Source organism: Flexilinea flocculi (assembly GCF_001192795.1).
Taxonomy (GTDB): domain Bacteria; phylum Chloroflexota; class Anaerolineae; order Anaerolineales; family Anaerolineaceae; genus Flexilinea; species Flexilinea flocculi.
Genome location: NZ_DF968181.1, coordinates 1,302,907 through 1,325,024, shown reverse-complemented (window position 1 = coordinate 1,325,024; position 22,118 = coordinate 1,302,907). Strand labels below are relative to the sequence as shown.

Below are 22,118 nucleotides of genomic sequence, written 5' to 3'. Positions count from 1 at the left end.
ATCGTATTTGGACCATCAGAGCCGATCAGCAGATCCGCTGCCTGGCTGCCGGTTACCGATTCGATGCCGATAAATCCGTTGCCAATTCCACCGTTGATACCAGAAGCTGACATAGGTTCATAGATGATTCCGCTTACTGTAACTGAAGTTGAATTCAAATTGACCTGTACTGCTGTTGAAAGCAGGTGATAATCGATAAAGTCGTTGCCATTCTGTCCGTCCAATATACCGTTGAAGGCTGCTCCGGTCTGGAAAGTGAAGATATCCTCTCCACTGCCGCCCAGCAGCGTATATCCCACGGTTCCGTTTAGCAGGAAATTATCATTCGCTATACCGCCGGAAATCGTTTCAAATTGAGTAAAATCGATCGTCTGGGTGCTGTACGCATACTGACTGGTCGAAGAAGTGATATTCCAATTGGAATCCATATCCATACCGGTCAGCCGGTCATTCAGGCTGCTGCCCAGAATCCGGTTTATGTTGGCAAATCCGCCGCTCAGCAATGTGGCTGTTCCGTTGAATCCGTCAAATACACCCAAAACAGTCAATTTAACATCTACCATGCTCGAATTATTGGAGTAATCCAGCGTGTCTTCACCGGAACCACCATCCAGTTGCCCTATGTGGGCTGAGCGGATGTCAAATAAATCAGTTCCACTTCCGCCGGTCAGGTTCTCTATGCCGGAAACGCTGAGTGCATAACTGCCGCTGAGATAACGTTCCGTTCCATCAATTTCAAAAGCGGACGATGCGTTCAAACCGGTCAGACTGTCAACAAATGCAGATCCGGAGATTTCGTCGATCCCGCTGAAGGAGATCCCAACGGTCGTTTCATTGCCCGCAAAACCGCTGGCTTCAGCCGAAGTGAGTGTAATCACAACTGCATTACTGCCGCTGAAATCAAGGATATCCGTTCCACTCTGTCCGTAGATGTTTTCTATCGCAGAGAAAGTCAGACTTTGTCCGCCAGAAGTGTACACACCCGCTTTGGTTCCGGTTATGCTGAACTGTCCACCGCTCAAAATCCCGGTCAGGCTGTCTGTATAAGCAGATCCAATAATCGTCTGAATATTGTCAAATCCTCCACTCACGGAGCTTGCACTGCCTGCGAAACCGCCCAGGCTTCCGGTATCGGTAAGAGCAGTGTTTTGTGCTGAGCCGGATGTGGCAAAGGATATTGTATTCACACCGCCGCGGCCGTCAAAAGTACCGCTCAGTAAGGCGCTGTCGGTCAGGCTGAGAAGATCATCCGCTGCTCCGCCAATCAGATTTTCAATCAATGTGCCCGCTTGGGAAGTTACCAGGTTTGTTCCGTAACCGCCACTTAAGACTGAAGCCAGTGTCATGCTCAGATTTTCGGTTACCGCCGAGAAATCAAAGGTATCCGTACCAATGCTGTCAGTGACCGTATCGCTGTTCCAGCCGTCCCCAAAACGATAAGTATCATTACCGCTGCTGCCATTCAGAGCATCATTCCCGGCCAGTCCGGTAATGGTATTGTTCTGTGTATCGCCGGTCAGTGTATCCGCAAATTCCGATCCGGTAATATTTTCAAATCCGCTGATGCTGCTCAACGCTCCCAGATGAACGCCTGTTGCAGAGCCAGTCGTCAGATTGACTGTTGCGGAACTGTTGTATGCGCTGTAATTGATTTCATCCACGCCGCTTCCGGCATTGATTAAAGCTGCAATCGTTCCTGCATCCGTGAAGTTGAACTGGTCCGCACTCGTTCCGGCGTAGATCTGATCCAGTCCGGAGAAGATCAACGAATTGCCACACGATGCATATGTGCCGCCATTTGCTGTGTCGATGATAAAAATGCTGTCTGCATTCAATGTCCTGAATTGATCTGTGGCAAGTGAACTAGTGCCATAAATCGTATTGATGTAACTGAATCCAAGACCCAGGGAGAGTTCTGTTCCGGCAAAGCCATCTGTTCCGCTCAGTCCGGTCAGAAGAACTACACGAGCAGTCGTATAAGCCCGGTAATCCAGTGTATCCATTCCCGTACTTCCGGATGAATCGTCACCGCTGATACTTCCGGTCAGTGAAACGCCATCTCCATACACAAAGTTGTCCGCTCCGCTGCCGCCGATCAGTGAATCCATGTAGGAGAAATCGAGTGCCCGGCTCTGGGTGGCATACAGGCTCTTCAGATCAGCATTTGCCAATGTCCAGAGGCTGTCGCTGTCCAGCCCCTCGAGAGAATCATATCCGCTGCCGTTCCGTCCCAAAATAAAGTTGAAGTTCAGAAATCCACTGGTCAGACTGGAAACCGTTCCGTCAAAGCCATCTTCCGTGCCCAGTCCGCTGAGAACAAAGGCAGAAGCGCTGTCATATCCTGCATAATCTAACCGGTCATAGCCGGCACCGCCATCTGCAGATCCGGTTAGAACTGCAGCTCCTGTGACATTGAACAAATCCGCATCTCCCAAGCCAAACAGACGTCCGGTATGGTTACCCTTCAGGTTGAAAGTATCTACCAACGATCCGCCGTACAGATCTTCGATCGCGTCGAATATCAACGTCCGGGTGTTGGTTACGTCGGTATAAGTATCCACGCCGTTGATAATGTCATAAATTGCCAGCGTATCCCGGCCGTGCAGGTTGTCCACTGCTGTACCGCCCAGAATCTTTTGGATGTTGAAGGTTCCGCCGCTGATACTGGTTTCGGTGACATTGAAGTCGTCTGTGATGCCCAGTACCGGGTTCAGATAAAAGTTTCGAGGGCTGGAATAAGCGCTGTAATTCAGTGTGTCAAAATCACCCTGTCCGTCAAAGGATCCCGTCAGATTTGCCGTATCCGGCATCACCAGCGTGTCGTTGCCGGCTCCCGCGAATATGATCGCCGACTGATTTCCAGCAGAGATAGTAAAGACATCCTGTGCTGAAGATCCGGCCAGCGTCTCGAAGTTCGTAAATGTCAGTATCCGTCCTGATCCATCCACGCTGTAAGTATCCACCGGTGTAGTAACGGTCCAATAACTGTTAAAGCTGAGGCCGGTCAGAGAATCGGCTGCTGTCGTTCCTACAATAAACTCCACATTATCAAATCCGGATGATACGATACTGTCGCTTCCTGCATACCCGTCGAGGCTTCCAAGTGCGGTCAGAACAATGTTCCGGCCATATGTTATATCTGAGAAATCAAGCGTATCCAAGCCTGTTCCTGCGTCAAGCGTGCCACCGAGTGCGAGGCTCTGGTGGAAAATAAATTCATCCGCACCGGAACCGCTGATCAGGTTTTCAATATCAGATAATCCTGCCTCTACCCGATTCGTACCATCTGTAATCACAAGCGCTGTATTCAAATCGAACTCAAGATTTTCGGTTACCACTGTGAAGTCAAAGGTATCATTTCCGGCTGTATCTGCAACTGTATCAGTACCCCAGCCATCTGCAAAGACATAGCGGTCTGAACCAGATAAACCGTTGATTGTATCGTTACCCAAACCGCCGGTAATCCCATTATTTCCATCTGATCCGGTGAGCGTATCATCACCGTCTCCACCGGTAAGGTTCTCAATAATACCATGGAAGGTCAGAGTCAGATTCAGGTTGACAATCTGTGGCACATCCGGTTTCGAAAGGTCGAATACCACTGCCAGCCCGTTCGTCAACGCGAAGGAGATGGTATCGATACCGGATGTATCGGTGACAACAGCATTGCCAAGTAAGATATCTGTGTCAAAGATATAGGTATCGTTGCCGCCCTTACCGTAAAGCTCATAATCAGGTCCGGTGACTTCGAAGATATTATCGTTGTCATCGCCATAAATAATGGTTTTACCGCTCTCAGAGCCGATTACCCGTTCAATGCTGGCCACACCATTTTTCACACCGGTTGCCACGCCGCCCACCAGATTCACTGTAACCGGTGTTGTATAAGCACTGTAATCCAGTGTGTCCAGTCCGGCTTTACCGTCAATGCTGTTGGCTGTACCCGGCAATACCGCACCATCATCGAAGTTGAAGGTGTCATCCAGATCGCCGCCCACGAGGTTTTCAACCTGGATCAGATGCAGCGTAGTAGAACCTGCAGTGTAATCAATCGATGTCATATGAATATTGAATGTACCGTTCCGGTTAACACCCTCAAGTGTATCCTGACCCAGCCCGCCAACAACTTCATCAATATTTTCAAAGCCGCCGGAGATGCTGGTTTCTGTACCGTTGAAGCCGTTCTCTCCGATACCGGTCAGTGTGAAATACCGGCTGGTCAGCAGGGTGGTTGTGTCGCCCTGATAATTCAGAACATCGGATCCGCTACCGCCGTTGATACTGCCAATAATTGCACCGCCCACAGTACTCACGGCCAGGAAGTTGAACGTATCCCTTCCGCCCATGCCGAACAGCCTCACATCTTGTACGCCATGAATGTTGAAGAAATCATCCCCTTCGCCACCGATGACAACATCGACTCCGTTGAAATCAACCGTATTGCCGCTGCCGCTGACTGTATTGGTACCATCCAGTTCAACCAGCAGGTCGATTGCATTGGTTACCTGTGAGAAGTCCAGTGTGTCTTCACCATCTCCGCCTGAAACAGTATCCCCGCTCCCCCATCCGTCCGCAAACAGGAAAGTGTCGTCTCCGCCGTTGCCGGTCAAATTATCCGCTCCAGCATTTCCGGTAATGACGTTATTCAGATTGTCGCCTGCCAGCGTATCATTATTGAATCCGCCGATGATATTTTCAAATCCGGAAATTTTTCCGGTCACATCCGTCGCAGTTCCATCGATCAGATTTACATGAACGCTGGTAGTATATGCGCTGTAATCCAGCGTATCAACCGTGTTACCGCCGTTCAGGTATTCAAATGACGTCAGGATTCCGCTGTGTGTACCAACTTTATAGCTAGTCGGTTCTCCGGGCACAAATACGAAGGAACCATCCAGATTTGCCCCAGTGAAGGAATCCAATGCAGCAGTTCCTCCAATAAAATGGTTTATATTCATAAATCCGGGATCAAATCCAAGCCCGTTTGCATTGCCGTTATAGCCATCTGAGGATCCAAGACCGGTGATTACCACATGCACAGCAGCAGTGTATTCGTCATAAGTCAGAGTATCTTCTCCTTTGCCGCCATCAACCCGACCTGCAAAAGTGATTCCCTCCACTACGCAGAAAGTATCTACTGCAGTACCACCCTGCAGATGATCAAAGTGCATGAAATTCAGTGTTCGAATATTGGTATAAGTTCCGCCAGCAGCACTGTCCAACACCCAGTTCGATGCGCCATTCATTCCGGTTAATGTATCAGACGTTGATGCAGTACCGATGATAAATTCAATGGCAATAAATCCAACCCCCAGATGTGTCCCGGTACCGCTGTATCCTTCTGTTGTTGAACTTGTTAACGCCACATCCACCGGTCCGGCAAATAAACTGTAATCCAATGTATCTACGGCACTGCCGCCCTGCACGGTTTCGACCGATTTGAAGGTGAAATTACCGTCCACATCACCTGTATTTTCGCCTTTGATATGGAAAACACTGCCCCCTATCCGTCCGATCAGGAGATCATAGTACGGGCTGCCAATCATTCCTTCCAGCTTGGTAAAAGTACCGTCCAGACCGGAGATAACGCCGCTGCCCAGGTTTACCGTAATCGCGGTGCCATATTCGCTGTAATCCAGTAAATCTTCATCGGCAGACCCGTCGATATCGCCCTTGAAGACAGCCGACCCGACAAATTTGAAAGTATCATTCCCATTTCCGCCGACAAGTTTGTTGAATCCGGAGAAGATCACCGAGCTGCTATCCGCAGGTACCTGGTAGGAAGTGACTGTATTAATTTCAAAGATCGCGTCCTCATTCCGACCGGTCAGCGTATCGCTGCCCGCCGTACTGCCGGAACCACCGATCAGGATATTCATATTGCTGAAGGTACCGCTCAGAAGCGTCGATGTTCCGCTCATACCGTCCTGGCTGCCTTTTCCGGTTAAGGTTATGTTCACATCCGCAGCAACTGCGGCATAGGTCAGTGTGTCATCACCCGTTCCACCGTCCAAACTACCGCTGAAGCCGTGCCCGTTGACAAATGAGAAGGTATCGGCACCGCTTCCACCGTTTAGCAGATCGAAAGTCACAAAGGTGATCCGCTGTCCGTTCTCGCTGTAGCTGTCTTCACTGTTGAATTCAAAAGTTCCGCCACTATCCGTACTAAAGAGTGAATCCAAACCGCTGCCGCCGATAAGATGGTCAATTTCGCTGAATCCGGATAACCATCCAGTTGCCGTACCACTGAATCCACCCAGTGTACATACCGGAGTAAGGGTCAGGTTGATCGTAACTGCACTTGTATACGTACTGTAATCCAGGGTATCAATTCCATTGCCGCCGTTGACAGCACCTTGGAAGATAACACCCTCATCAACGTGGAACGTATCACTTCCGGTTCCACCATAAAGTTTCTCGAATCCATTAAAAACCAAGGTGTTTTTACTCTGATATATTCCACCATTGTCTGAAGCTAAATTCCATCGTGCGGCTGCGTTCATTCCCGTCAGACTATCCGTCTGTGATGCAGATCCGGTGAGCGCGGTAATATTATCGAAGTAGATCCGTGACACCCCAAAGTACCCTGCAAATCCCTGATCTGTTCCAAGATCGGTCAGAGTGGCATCCGTAGTTTCGAGGAAGATCAATGTATTCTCAACTGCCGCAGTTGTTCCAAGGATATGTTCGACATTCAGGCCGCTATGACTGGCATCGTTGCTGTCATAGGTCACATGAACATCCGTCAGGCTGAAGATCAGGTCCAGTGGATGGGTGACTGCTGTAAAGTCCATCGTATCATCACCGCCGGAAACAGTTTCAATAACAATGTCTGTCCCATATCCGTCTGTAAACAGGTAAAGATCATTTCCGCCCAATCCGTTGAGTGTATCATCGCCCGCACCGCCGCTGATTTCATTGTTCCCGTCATTACCGGTCAGGCTGTCTGCATTTGCGGATCCAATGATATTTTCAAAACCGCTGATTCCGGTTGTTCCAGTTGCGGTTCCAGTAAACAGATTCACCGTCACTTCACTGCTATATAGGTGATAATCCAACACATCCGTGCCTGTGCCGCTGTCCAGCTGCCCGTTGAAGATACCGTTGGAAACGAAGTGGAAGATATCGTCTACAATCCCGCCGATCACATTCTCGACATTTGTTCCGCTTGAAATTACCTGATTCGCTGCGTATCCGCCGCTGAAACCCGCTGCATCGATCGTAAATTCCATTGAATGCGTAATCGTGCTGAAGTCCAGGATATCTGAGCCGCCGCCGGCCGTTTCAACCACGGTATCCGTTCCGAATCCATCCCCGAAGATATAGGTATCATCTCCCAAACCGCCGATCAGAGTATCTCTACCGCCTAATCCTGTGATCACATTGCGATTCGCATCTCCAGTAAGCGTATCATTGTACGAGGAACCGGTCAGGTTTTCAATTCCGTTTACTTTGCCCGCCAGCCCTGCTCCCACACCTGTAGCCATACTACTGTTCAGGTTGGCAATCACCGATGAGCCATAAGCTGCATAATTCAGTGCGTCAGTTCCGCTTCCGCCCTGGATGCTGCCAGCCAGCGTGCCGCTGCCGGTGAATGCGAAAGTATCGTTCTGTGTTCCGCCCAACAGGTTCTCAAAGGCTGAAAAAGTGAGCACATGGCTGTTTACGGTGACAGTATGAATCGCTCCAATCGTAAATAATGCATCAGCATCCATACCGGTCAAGGTATCGGTTGTACCCGCTGCAGAGCCAATCAATTCGTCAATGCCGCTGAATCCACCGGTTATTGCAGTTGTAGCTCCTGCAAATCCTTCCACTGCTGCAGCGGTAAGAATCACGGATCGGGCTGTGCTGTAAGCTGCAAAGCTCAGACGGTCAGTACCGCCTTCACCATGCAGAGTTCCGGTAAGAATCGCGGTATTCGCAAAGTTGAAGACATCGGCGCCTTCTCCACCCCGCAGCGTAAATGTCCGATTCCCGCTGATATTGAAGGTGTCTGCATCGCTTCCGCCGATCAAGATTTCGGTCCCGTCATAAGTTAAGGTCGTTGTTCCGTTAATATATACTTTCGATCCATCCACCGCCCAGGTAGTCGGAACATTCCGGCCGGTCAGGCTGTCGCCCGTTGCTCCGGAACCGGTAAATCCGTTCATATTTTCAAATCCACCCATGATACTAACTTCTATACCGTTGAAGCCGTCGATAGATCCCAAATCCGTGAGCACAATGTTTCTGGCGGAGGTATACGCCGCAAAGTTGAGCGTATCAACACCCGCACCGCCGTCCAGTGTCCCGTTGAAGGAAGTGCCATCCGTGAAAATGAAGCCATCCGTGCTGCTGCCACCGTGCAAATTCTCTACACCGTTATAGCTGAATATGCGGCTGCTCACATAGGTTTGAGCAGAGATATTCCATACTGAAGCCGTGTTCATTCCGGTCAGGCTGTCCCCGCCGATACCGGAAGCAGTCAGGCTCTCCATATTGGTAAACAGGCTACCGTTTGCAGTACCGTTGAAGCCATCGATCGCTGCAAGTCCGTTGAGAATTACATTTGTCGCGGTTGTGAACGGGCTGAAATCCATGCTGTCTGTTCCGGCTCCGCCATCTAATATTCCCGAGAAGAATGAACCAGCTGGGAATATGAAGATATCGTTTCCGTTGTTGCCCTGGATTGTATCCGTTCCACCCACTGCGTTAATTACATTGGACTGGTTATCACCAATTAATGTATCGGATGAAACTGATCCGTAAATATTTTCTATAGAACTGATCATTCCGCTTATCGCAGTTGAAGTTCCGGCCAGCAGGTTAACAGTAACACCTGCGCCATAGGTTCTGAAGTCGATCCAGTCCGTACCGGCTCCGCCGTTCAGTGCTCCGGAAATGGATGCTCCCATATGGAAGCTGAAGGTATCCGTCCCGCTGCCGCCTGTCACCTTTTCAAAGGAGGTAAAGCTATATGTGGAAACCGTTCCGCTGTTCGAGCCTGTGAAGTTGAAATTCGAGTTGCTGTTTTCACCGACCAATTCGTCTGAAGCTGATGAACCGATGAATGTCTCGATTCCACCGAATCCGCCGCTGATTCCGGTTGCTGTCCGGGTATTGAGATTGATCGTTACCGGACCTGTGTAAGCCGTATAAGTCAGGGTATCTGTTCCGTCTCCACCGTTAATCTGTCCGGAAAGAACGCCGGTTCCGCTGAAAGCAAAACTATCTGCTCCCCCTGCTCCGTGAAGATTCTCAAAGGAGGTGAAGGTGTATCCGTCCGCCGTACCACTGTTGGCGCCGCTGATGATGTAGGTGCTGCCCGCTGTTCTGGCGAGGATTGCATCGCTGAACACAGAACCGGCTACAGTTTCCATTCCACTGAAGGTATTCAGCCCGGAAATACTTCCTGTCTCCAAATTCCAAGTGATGGCTGTTCCATATCCACTGTAACTCAGTGTGTCCGTTCCACTTCCGCCGATCAGATTTTCAATCGAGTTGAAGCTGAAGCTTCCATTAATCGTACCGATTCCGTATCCTGTAATGTTGTACACCGCGCCTGTATTTATTCCGATAATCGTATCCAGTGTTGAAGCAGAACCAATCATCCATTCCATACCGCTGAAGCTGCCGTTTAGTGCGCTGATTTTGTCGGTTTGCAGATTGAGTGTTATCGCTGAATCATAGGCACTGTAATCGAAGGAATCAGTTCCGGCTCCGCCGTTCAGGCTGCCAGTAAAGGTGTAGGTGCCAGCAAAGGCAAACGTATCATTGGCTGATCCGCCGGTCAGGGTTTCAAATCCGATGAACCCGAGGCTGTTCGTACCAAAATAATACCGATTGCTGCCGTCTAATTCGAATATGCCATTAACCGGAGCTCCGACCAGCATGTCGACGCCGGAAGTTCCCACAAGCGTATTGATATTGTTGAAACCCCCACTGACGGAAACATCCAGACCGTTGAATCCGTCTGTGCTGCCGGTGCCAGTAAGGGTAACCGTCCGTCCAGTCAGCGCTGAGAGATCCAGGGTATCGGTCCCGCCGCCGCCATTGATTTTTCCGGTGTGCACAGTCCCGGCTGCAAAGATAAAGGTATCGGCTTCTGTGCCGCCGTTTAGGTTTTCAAAGCCTGAAAAATCGAGCGTGTTAATACTGAAGTATTGATAGGCTGTTCCCAATCGGAATGCAGCATCCGCATTGCGACCGGTCAGCGAATCCCCGCTCAAACCGGAACCGATCAACACATCCATGTTGTCAAAGCCGCTGAGGGATGATTCAGTCCCTCTGAATCCATCTATGCTTCCCACATTCGTCAAAACCACATTCCGGACGCTGGTGAAAGCGCTGTAATTCAGCGTATCCCGCCCCCCCTGTCCGTCTGCAACTCCGAAAATCGAAGCCCCATCCGTAAAGATAAAGTTATCTGGGAAATTGGTGCCAGTAAAGTTTTCAATATTCCCGTCGGTTGTTACCACATTTCCAAACTCGTCAGCAATCTTGGCTGATCCAATCAAGAAGGTGAAGTTTACGCCCGCGCTCAGATTGATGAAGGTCAGCGTATCGGTTCCGGCAGTATCATAAACAAAATCGGTGCCCCAGCCGTCAACGAATACATAGGTATCATTTCCGCCCTGCCCATACAAATTATCGTTGGAGGAGCCGGAGGTCAGAATATTATCCGTGTTATCACCCCAAATCTCGTTGTAGACCAGTCCGCCGTTTACATTTTGAATATGGTCGATGCCACCGGGAAGCGTGTTGTTGATTCCGGTTGCGGTCCCGGTCAGCAGATTGACATAGACACCGCCGGTGTAGGCATTGTAATCCAGCGTATTGTTTCCGCTGCCACCGGATAGATATGTTCCAGTACCACCGCCCGCCAGATTAGCACCATTCGCAAAAATGAAAATGTCATTGCCTGTACCACCCAGCAGCCGTTCGATATTATTTCCGCTTGTTACATTCAGATTATTGACACCGCCACTTACAGTGAGCGATGCAGTGCCCAGATGAAAGGATAGAGCGTCAGACGCCCACGTAAAGTCCAGGGTATCAGTTCCGCTGATATCGTTGAGTGTGTCGTTACCCCAGGCATTTCCGGAGAAGAGATACGCGTCATTTCCTGTTCCGCCTTCCAGCGTATCGTCGCCTTCCAAACCGGTCAGTGAATCAGAGCCGTCTCCGCCGCGTAAAATGTTATTTACTGAACTGCCGGTTATGCTGTCATTCCCAAATCCGCCGATCACGTTTTCAATATAGACAACGCCGTCGACCACTCCGGTAGCTGCCCCTGTGGATAGATTGACCGCAATACCGGTAGTGTAGGCGTTGTAATTCAGCCAGTCAGATCCATCCGAGCCATTGATCCATCCGAATTCCGGTAATGCAAATCCGTCTGCAAAGTAGAAGATATCATCCGCAGAACCACCAATCAAGCGCTCCATCAGATTTCCATTATACGTAACACGATTGAAGACGTCATTGATAACGTTGGAAGATGCGAGGGAAAAAGTGAGCGTTGTGCTGACTTCAGAGAAGTCCAGAGTGTCCATTCCTGTACTCTCAGTAATTTGGTCAACTCCAAATCCATCTGTAAACAGATAGGTATCATCACCGTCTATGCCGGACAGAATATCGTTACCACCATTGCCCTTAATAATATTTTCGCCATTGTTCCCGTACAGTGAATCGTTTGCGGAACCGCCATAGATATTCTGGATCGAATTCAAAGAGGAAATTCCAGTCGCCATCCCTTCGATCAAGTCAATGGATACGGAAGTCTTGTAATTGCTGTAATCCAGCAAATTCATACCACCGCCGCCATTAATCGTTCCGAGGAGCGTCGCACCATCATTCATTCGGAAGGTGTCATTGCCTGCATTGCCGATCAACAAACCGCTCTCAGCACCATGCAAGATATAGGTATCATCATAGATACCACCTTGATAGCGATCGAAATTCTGAAGATTCAAAGCAGCAACACCAACTGAATACGCACTGTCAGATCCATTGAGATCCCATTGAGCTGCTGTATCCAATCCATAAATTTGATCTTTATCCGCAACGGTTGATGCTGTCAGACGGTTTATGTTGCTGAACGAATTGCTGATTAATCCGGAAATCGTTCCCGAGAATCCGTCCAGCTGTGATGCCGTTGTCAAATAGATGTTTCGTGAAGTTGTAAATGCAGAGAAGTCAATGGTATCAAGTCCGATGTTGCCATCCAGCGAACCGTTCAGGCTGCCGCCTGCTGCAAATACAAACCAGTCATCCCCGGCTCCACCGTTCAGGTCATAGGTGCGTGTGCCGCTAATTTGGAAGGTGTCGTCAACTGAACCGCCGTTGAGCCCTTCAAATGCAGAGAAGCTTGCCTGCCTTGTGCCGGTTAAGTAACGATCAGTACCGTCCAGCTCAAAGGTTGCAGAAAGGTCAGCACCCGTTAATGTGTCGGTTCCGCTACTGCCGGTAAGGACATCCATGTTGTCAAAGTTTGTAATACCGGTTGCAGTGCCCGCCATACCCTGTACCAAACCGTTGGTTGTCAGTGTAACAGAGACAGATGAAGTGAACGCACTGTAATCGAGTGTATCGACACCGGTTCCTGTTCCGCCATCGATTGTTCCGGCAAAAGTGTTCGATCCGATTAATGTGAAGGTATCGGAAACACTGCCACCGACGAGCATTTCAAACGCTGTGATATTAAGCGTCCTTCCGCCAGCTGAATAAACCGGTGTTCCGGATAGTGCCCAGACTGCATCCAACGCTGCACCAGTCAGTATATCCGCCGTATTGCTCCCGCCTGTGATGATATCAATGTTGTCAAAGCCAGTCGTCAGGAAGGTGCCTGTTCCGGTAAAGCCGTGCAACGTACCGATGCCGGTCAATGTTACGGCGACCACACCGGTTTGTCCGCTGTAGGACAGGGTATTCGTTCCGCTATCTCCGGCTATGGATTCAACCGAGCTGAACTCGATCGTGCGAGACTGCGAGGTATATTGCCCGGCATTTGGTCCGCTTAACAACCAGGTTGCGTCTCCAGAAAGGCCATCCAGAAAGTCGCTGTAAGCTGATCCAATCAGCGTATTAATGTTTTCAAATGTAATTCCGGATCCGGTTTCAGTTCCGTTGAAGCCATCTGTTGTTCCGATAGAGGTCAGATTAAAGGTCGCAGCGCCGACGTAGCTTGTATAATCCAGCGTATCTGCGTCGGATGTTCCGGTCAGAATATCCACTCCGGTGAAAGAGAACCAGCTATTGACAACTCCAGCCTGTTTGCCGCTGACAGCGAAGACGTTTCCGGAAGTTATTCCGATTATAGTGTTGCCGACAGTTTCTTTTCCCACAAAAGATTCGATATTACTGAAGTTGCCGGACAGTCCCGTCACGCTCATTTGCTGCAGATTTAATGTGACATCTAAATCATAGGAAGTGAAGTCCAGTATATCGGTCCCATCATCTCCGTCCAACGTTCCCGTAAATCCGGTTGTTCCATGGAAGGAAAACCGATCGATACCTGAATTGCCAATCAGTGATTCAAATTGAGCAAAGATGAGATCATGTGTTCCAACCTGATAGTACAGTGTACTATCGATGTTCCAAACTGCAGCGCTGTTCATACCCTGCAGGCTGTCTGTTTCACCAGATCCGATGATCTTATCGATATTCGTGAAGCTGCCTCCGGTAATGCTGCTTTCTGTACCATTAAAACCATCTGTGGCACCGGTTCCGGTCAGAATCACCGCCCTTGCAGTCAGATTACCGCTCCAGTCAAGTGTGTCTTTGTCCGCCTGTCCGTCGATATCGCCCGTCAGTGTGATTCCATCCGCAAAGATAAATCCATCCGCGCCACTGCCGCCGTACAGATCGGCTGTCCGATTGGCATTCAGATTGAATGTATCCGCCGAGCTTCCTCCCAAATAGCTCTCGATCTCAGTACCGCTTGAAACCAGGTTCAAACCGCTCTTTATTGAAGTTTCGTCGATATTAAAGATAAATGTCAGTTCGGATGTGATACTGGAAAAGTCCAGTGTATCCATTCCTGAAATGTCATTTACGATATCTTCACCGTATCCATTCAGGAAGCGATAGGTGTCATTCCCGGTACCGCCGTTCAGCAGGTTGTTGAAACTGCTGCCGGTAATCGTATCATTTCCGGAACCGGTGAATACATTCTCAATATTCGTAATCGTATCACTGCCCAGACCCGTGCTCTGAGCTGTAGTCAGATTCAGATCAACACTCAAATTGAATGTACTGTTGCTTTCGTCCAGCGTATCTACACCGGTACGACCGTCCAGTATATCATTTCCCGCTCCACCTCTGATCACATTGTCCAAAGCATTCCCAAACAGGATGTCAGCTCCAAAACCGCCGTATACATCCTGGATATTGATAATCCCGCCAGTACCGGTGGCAGTTCCAAAATCGGGTAAGTCAGCTAAATCAACTGTGACATCATTGGTGTAAGCAGCGTAATTCAGACGGTTTGTACCGCCTCCGCCATCGATCTGACCGGTAATGCCTGCAGTTTCTGTGGTTAATTCGGCTCCATCTTCAAAAGTAAACTCATCATCTCTCTTGCCGCTGCGAATCTTTTCAATCGAATTGCCGGTGAAGGTCAGTCCGGCCAGTCCTCCGGCAGTTGCATTGATGCCTCCCATGGAGATCGTAAAGAACAAAGCAGTCTCCAACGCTGAGAAATCAAGTTGATCCAGTACGCCGCCCAGGTCGGATGCAATATCCTGACCCCAGTCCGCCAAGAACTGGAAAATATCGCTGCCAAGTCCACCCAGCAGTTCATCATTTCCCTCAGCACCGTTCAGAAGGTCATCTCCGTCATTGCCGTCGAGCAGGTTATTCCAGATATCTCCGATCAGTGTATCGGCGAAAATGGAACCGATTACGTTTTCGATACCGGATAACCCGCCTGCCAGTCCGTTATGAATCGCTGTGGCTGTTCCGGCTGCGAGGTTGACAAGAACGCCGCTTGTCGTAAATCCGGCATAGGTGAGCGTATCTGTTCCGCCCTGTCCGTTGATCTTGCCCGGAACCAGAATATTCCCGATCAATGCAAATACGTCATCTCCAGCTCCGCCAAGATATTCGAGTATCTCGGTGTTCGTGGCGACAAAGTTAAAGAGGTCATTCAGTCCGCCGCCGCTGACATATTCAAATTCGGTAAATGCCAGGAAGTTTGAATCCACTGAATAATCATTAATGCTTGAATGGATCGTGAAGGTGGCAGCAGCATCCATGCCGGTGATCCGGTCATCTGCTGTATCAGAACCTTGGATCGAATTGATATTATCAAAGGTCGTGCCAAACAAAAGTTCCTGACCGGCAAATCCTATCGTGGATCCTTTACCTGTCAGCAAGACATCTCGTCCGGTTGTGTATGCCGTAAAGTTGAGTGTATTCGTTCCCGCTCTACCGTCAATATTCCCCGGTAAATATGCCTGATCGCTAAATATGAAATTATCATCGCTGGATCCACCGATCAGGTTCTCCACATCATTTCCGGAATACAATACCAAGTTGGTATCATAGCCGGCGGATAAACCATCTGTATACAGATTGAAGGTCAGATCGTTTGTAACAGCAGAAAAGTCGAGCAGATCGGTTCCTTCGGCCGGTAGTTCTGTTACCGTATCGGATCCCCAGCCGTCTGCAAAGACAAAGGTGTCATTTCCTAAGCCACCGGCCATTGCATCATTGCCGGTATTCCCAGTAATCCGGTTGTCGCCGGCATCACCCAGCAGCGTATCCGCAGCGGATCCACCAATCAGGTTTTCGATCGCAACTAACCGGCCTGAAGCAGAGGATGAAATTTGATTCCCCTGTCCGGTAGCCAGATTTATGTTGATTGCTGTCGAGAACAGCGCAAAATCAATTGTATCGACACCTCCCTGCCCATCAATCGAAGATTGGAATCCTGGATGAACGGTACCAGTCAGATCGCTCATACTGACACCATCGCTGAAACAGAACGTATCATCTCCCGCTCCGCCATGCAATTCAAACACCTGATTTTCAAGGATGTTGAATGTGTCCGTTTGATTGCCAGCCAGCAGCCGTTCCAAATTCATAAATTTCAGATTCCAATGATCATCCAGCGCTGTATAATCGTTGGTCTCGGAATCAGCCAGTTGGATCATTGCGTTTTCCGGCGTAAATTCAGGATCCGAATCCTGTGTCCGCCCGTCCAGATCAAATTGGCTGTTCTGATTCAGGGTAAACAACGAATCACGCCCCATACCGCCATAAATGTATTCAAACTGGCGTGGGCTGAAATTCAAATGATTGGGTGAATAAATATCTGTTACCGTGTTATAAAGCGCAGGTGCGTCCATAAATTGAATATACAAATCATTCAGGACAGGTTGCGACGAAAAAGTGATTGTATCTCCAACATAGGCGTAAAAGCTGATTGTATCGCTGCCTTCTCCATCAAGTTCAAGAGCATAATCCTCTCCCCAATCGGGCAAGTACATATAACTATCGTTGCCTTTACCTCCAGCCAGGACATCATTGCCATAACTGCCGTTCAAAACGTTATTTTGATCATCACCATAAATCGTATCATCGCTATAACCGCCGGTAACGTTTTCCACATTCTCCACTCGGGTTAAACCTGTCGCTATGAATTTATATAGATCCACAAATACAGGATGAGCAACGCTATATGCTGCGTAGTTAATCAGATCTGCTGTTCCGGTGTAACCGTCAATTTGTTTATCCGTAGAGAAGGCATCGCCGATTGCTAAAGCTGCACCATCTGCAAAATTAAAGGAATCATTATTCTGTCCGCCAAGAATATACTCAATGGTATTTCCAAAGTGAGTCAGGCTGTTTGCGAAAGCCAAATCAAATACATTACCGATCGTGGCTGTTACAGCCGTACTGGTGATATTTACCCGCAGACGATCAGTAACATTTCGGAAGTCGAAGGTATCATCACCACCGCCAGAATCTTCAAGACTGTCAATTTGTCCCCAGGACTGATCCAAAATATAGGTGTCATCTCCTGAACCGCCATCCAGTGAGGAGACCAGGCTTGGAGAAATTCCATCGGTGTAGAAATGGAAAGTATCATTTCCAGCATCTCCATTTAAGATGACTTTGGCAGTTGAAGAACTGAACAGATGAACATTAAAGGTATCTGCATCTTCTCCACCGTTTATTGTCAGATCTCCATTCAGCTCGGTCAGGTTTAAAGTATCGCTTCCCCGACCGCTATTGATCGTTGTCATGCCACCGGGCAGCGAGTCGGCCACATTAAATGTATCATTACCGAATCCCAGATAGATATTAATTGCTTCCAAATCGCTGAACGTAATGCCATCGTAGTTGACATCATTCGGATAACCCATTCCCAGTCCGGTCAGCCGTTTGGAAAGCAGAGGATCTTTATAATAAATACGGAAAGCAGTTCCGGAGACAGGTGTGGTGGTCCAGGCAGATTCCACAGTGATGGTATTCGCAGTGTTCTCAATAATTGTCCTCTGTTCAAGAATGTTGCCATTTGAATCAAGCAGTCCAATCATCAAATTAGATAAGCAATTCGTTTCCAAGCTTGTTGATGGAACAACGGTTAAAACGGTCCCTGTCGAAGCGCTAACGGAACCTTCAATACCTGTTCGGGTATCAGTAATTTCTCCCAAATCATCGGTTGGACTACCATCGTTATATACATTCAATGTATCAGTCTGGGTTGTTTCATCCACAAATAAAGTTGGGCTGGCAAAAAATACGACAAATTGAGAACCAGCCATGGGTACTGTCGTCCAACCCGGCGCTTCCAGTGTAATGATATTATTTCCTTCGGAAACCGAATATCCTGCTATCTTCTGAATATAGGTTTCTTCACCTGTCACCGGATCAATAATTGCCACGAACATAATACCTTCACTTGCGTAGGTATTCAGATCAGATTCGATTTGCGACCATTGCGAATTTGAAATGGGATCATTAAATGTAAGCGTTGTCTCAGTAACAGAATTAACTGTTCCTGTTGGTACATACTGGTTGGTTTCCGTTGGGAGTGTGAGTGGACCGGATAGTGAGCGATCGGAACCTGGAAGGATTCCACCTAAGACTTCGAGTGGTCCGCGAATCTCGTTGACGCGATGACTGCTGGAAGCAAAATGCAGAATGGTGGGTTCACCACTGGGAGTGTCTATACCTGTCACTGTCACCCATTGCGGAGTATCCCAATTAGAGGCATTGAAAATCAACTGTTTCGGGGTAGGATCAAAGGCTGTATCCGAAGGGGATATATTAATAATGACAGTGCTGTCGACGATTACCAGGTCGTCATGAGCAATTGGAGCTTTAGCAACCGGATTGACCGTCACTGAAACAACAGCCATATCGTATACTGAATCGGCATCCTGTATAACATAATTGAAACTGTCCTGACCGGAGTAATTCAATGCAGGTATGTAAGTAACCTTATTATTAGCATCAATCGTGACAGACCCATGCAACGGCTGGGTTACAGCAATGATCGTTGTGGGATTCGAGCCTTTATCATTCTTGGTTACATCGAAGGTTTGACTCGTTTCCTGATCCGTAGAACCAGAATCAGCCATGGCAATCGTTGCATGTGAAGCATTGACATAGACATTCACCGTTGCAGTTCCATAAGCCGGACTTGAAAAACTGTCAAAGATCTGATAAACAAATGAGTCTGTTCCGACATAACCGGATGCGGGATAATATTGAATTCTGCCATCCGGCTGTGATGCAACTGTTCCATGCAATGGTCCAGTGGTTACCGTGAGTGAAGATAAATTCAGGGTATTATCGGTATCAACGTCATTGTCGTTATCAGAGACGTTGATCATTACAAAAGTATCCTTCGTTGTGACCGCTAAGTCATCGCGGGCAACAGGTGCATCATTGACCGGATTAATCGTTATGCGAGCGGTAGCCACTCCGCATGCACCGGTTAATGAATCGCACATCATATAGGTAAAGCGATCATCTCCATTGAAATCAGCAAACGGTGTGTATGAAACAATACCGGCATTAAGAGAGACGATCCCATGTTCAGCCTGGCTGATTCTGGTTACGGTTAAGGATGTAGCTCCATTTGCGACATCATTTTCCAATACATTGATTGTGGCCGACACATCTTCATTAATGATTGTCTGATCATCGACTGCAACAGGATTTAGGGCTGCCGGATTATTGACAACATGCACTGTAGCCTCGTTGCACTTACCACTAAGGTCGCAAATGCTGTATACAAAGCTGTCTTCTCCAACATAGCCAGATGCAGGAGTATATGTGATTACACCATCAACCAAATTAATACTGGTCGTCCCATGATTGGGTGGTGTTTTTATTGTGACAGAGGTAAGATCAAGAATGTTTTCAACTGCTTTGTCATTATCGGAAACATCGACACCTGCGGCATACTGCGGTTGAGAACTCAGAACAACTGAATACGTATCGGTCTGAGAACCATCAGTGGCTCCTACAATCACATAAGTCGAACCGTTTGTTTCTGTAATAATGACACTCGCAGCATCCCGAATGGTTACATCCTGTTTGGCATTAACGTTATTGAATGCGGAATCACCTGCGCTGGTTAAGGTATGCAAAATACGGGCAGTATGTTTTCCCTCCGCCAAATTATCTTCAACAGCTTGGACATATACAGTCTGAAATGTATTCCAGTTGGCTGCAGTAAAAGTCAAGTTTAATGTAGACGAAAAATCAGTCCCATTTGCAGAAAGTAAAACCTGACCAATGCTCAGACTGTCCAGAGCGAATGAAACATTTACAGTATCCTCAGGTTCGTGGGTCAGCGAGACATTGTATCGATCCACTGCTACACTGCCGCCACTCTCAACGATCTGAGTTATCCCATCAGGATTTCCGGTGGAATCTATTTGGTCAATAAAAATATTGCTCCAGTCATTATCCCGGACTGTAACTCGAATATTCTTTATAGCAGTATTTTCATATGCAGCGTCTTCACTGTTGATACTGTGACTGATTTCAACAACGCGATTCTTCTCAACCAACGTGTCCCACCCCGCTCTAACATAAACTGTTTGAGCAACAGCATAATTATCAGGAGTGAACACAACCACAGTTGCGAATCTGAAATTCAATCCATCCGTCGATACTTCTGCGGTCTTGCCGCCGCCAGCAATTTCCAATTGTGTGGAAATTGGCGCAGAAACTGTAAGATAAACAGTCGAAGTGGGGGCTTTGGATAATTTAATGGTGTAACTATCAATCGTTCCACCTGAAATTGTTTCATCCACCTGGGTATAAGCGGAAGACTCAGATATGATCACTGAGGAAGAATCTGTTGTCACAGCTCGGATACTGACATCATCAATCACAGTATAGCGATAATATGGATCCTGGGTATCAATGGTATGATGAATGGCAGCGCTGAATCCCATCAAATCATTACTGATTACATCGACATCCACATCTCCTGCTACATTGAAGGTGTCACTGCCGCGGTTTCCAACAACTACAGCAGACCAATCTTCACTGGTGCTAAGAATGTAGAAGTTGTCATTTCCTTCCATTCCATCGAGCTCAATTTGTTCCACATTTTCGTAGGTTACATTCAGACCGGCGCCATAAACTCCGGACTTGGTGATCACAAAATTATCACTAAATTCAGTACCGATGATAACAACGGTATCCGTACCATCTCCGCCATCGATACTGACCGGAGCATTGATCACGTATTGAATTTTATCTGTACCGGTACCGCTGTTGATGTAGGTCATCGCCTGTTTGGACAGTTCGTTTAAGACGACAAAAGCACGGACCGTAAAAGTATCATCACCGTCTCCGCCTTCAAGACGCAGAACCGCCAGGTTATGGTAAACCTGGAAAATGTCATTCCCGATATCACCATAGGCAGTCAACGGACGGGATATTCCATTACTCAACCAACCACGGGTTGTTTCAACAGTCTGAAATTGATCAGCAACCGCTATTCCTGCTAATGAATCCCGTTGTGATTTGAATAATTGTCCAAACTGGAAAAGGTCATTGCCAGCGCCGCCATCCAACGTTGTGATTGCGCTGTTATCATCCACATAAAATGTATCATTTCCTTCAAGGCTGTTTACCTGCAAACGTCCGTTGATACTCTGGTTGTAATTGATCCGTTCGACATCATCAAATCCATCACCATTACCGTCGATATCCTCATTTATCAATGCTACAAAAAGTTTTCTTAAGAGGAATAAATCATTGTTTTCCGTTCCGTTAATTGTTAGGACATCCACACCATCATCACCCGCTCCCGTGTCATTGACATTGATCAGATAATGGCTCGATCCAACGAGGTCAACAATATAATAATCTGTGCCGCCCTGACCATCCAGATTTACAGTATCGCCAGCAGTGAAAATCGGTTTTAGCTGGTGCAAAGTGATGCGATCATCACCTGTTCCTCCTAAAATGTCTGTGTAAACCAGGGCAGTCTGAGTATCAATATAAATCTCATCGGCATCATTCCCGCCGGTGATTACGATTTTATTCGTGTTAATCGTGCCGAACAAGGAGATACTGCCGCCGGCTCCATCAGCGTTTCCTGATCCCGAATCGCCTGATATTGCGGATCCATCCGGATCGATCGCCGGATTGACGATCTCAACACTAAACATCGCGGTTGTATGTGCATTAATGAGACTTCCCGATTGAACTACGATTTGATCGCCAGCGCGCAGCCAGACATAGGACATCAGAGATTCCACTTTATTGCCTTCGTTGACGGTAATCCTATCATCTCCACTGTCATCCATTGAAGTGATTTTTACAGGTCCGCCAGTTGAAATGACATCATGATCGATCGTGATCGGACTGTGGGCAGTAATATCAACTATACCGGCACCTTGGATGTTGCCACTATCTCCGGAAACGCCACCTGTTGATAACGCCCCGGTATTTTCGATCCAAATTCCGCCATGGAGAGCATTTCCTTCAAGTCTTCCCACCTGAGATGTCAGCGGTTTTGCCGAAGTGCCGATATTTTCGGAAGCGATTAATTTTGTCTGACCAGAGATGACATTGAACCCACTTGCGCTGCCATTATAGATACTTCCTGTTGGTGTTGTAATAAATGCGGTTGATCGTGTGCTCAAATTTGT

General features: G+C 48.0%; 1 protein-coding gene (running past both ends of the window). It reads right to left on the bottom strand.

All 22,118 nt of this window come from inside a single coding sequence — locus tag ATC1_RS10395, tandem-95 repeat protein, on the bottom strand. Of the gene's 54,753 coding nucleotides, 25,743 precede the window and 6,892 follow it; the stretch shown corresponds to coding positions 25,744-47,861 — codons 8,582 (complete) to 15,954 (partial); the first complete codon in reading order (the gene reads right to left) occupies positions 22,116-22,118. The start codon and the stop codon both lie outside this window.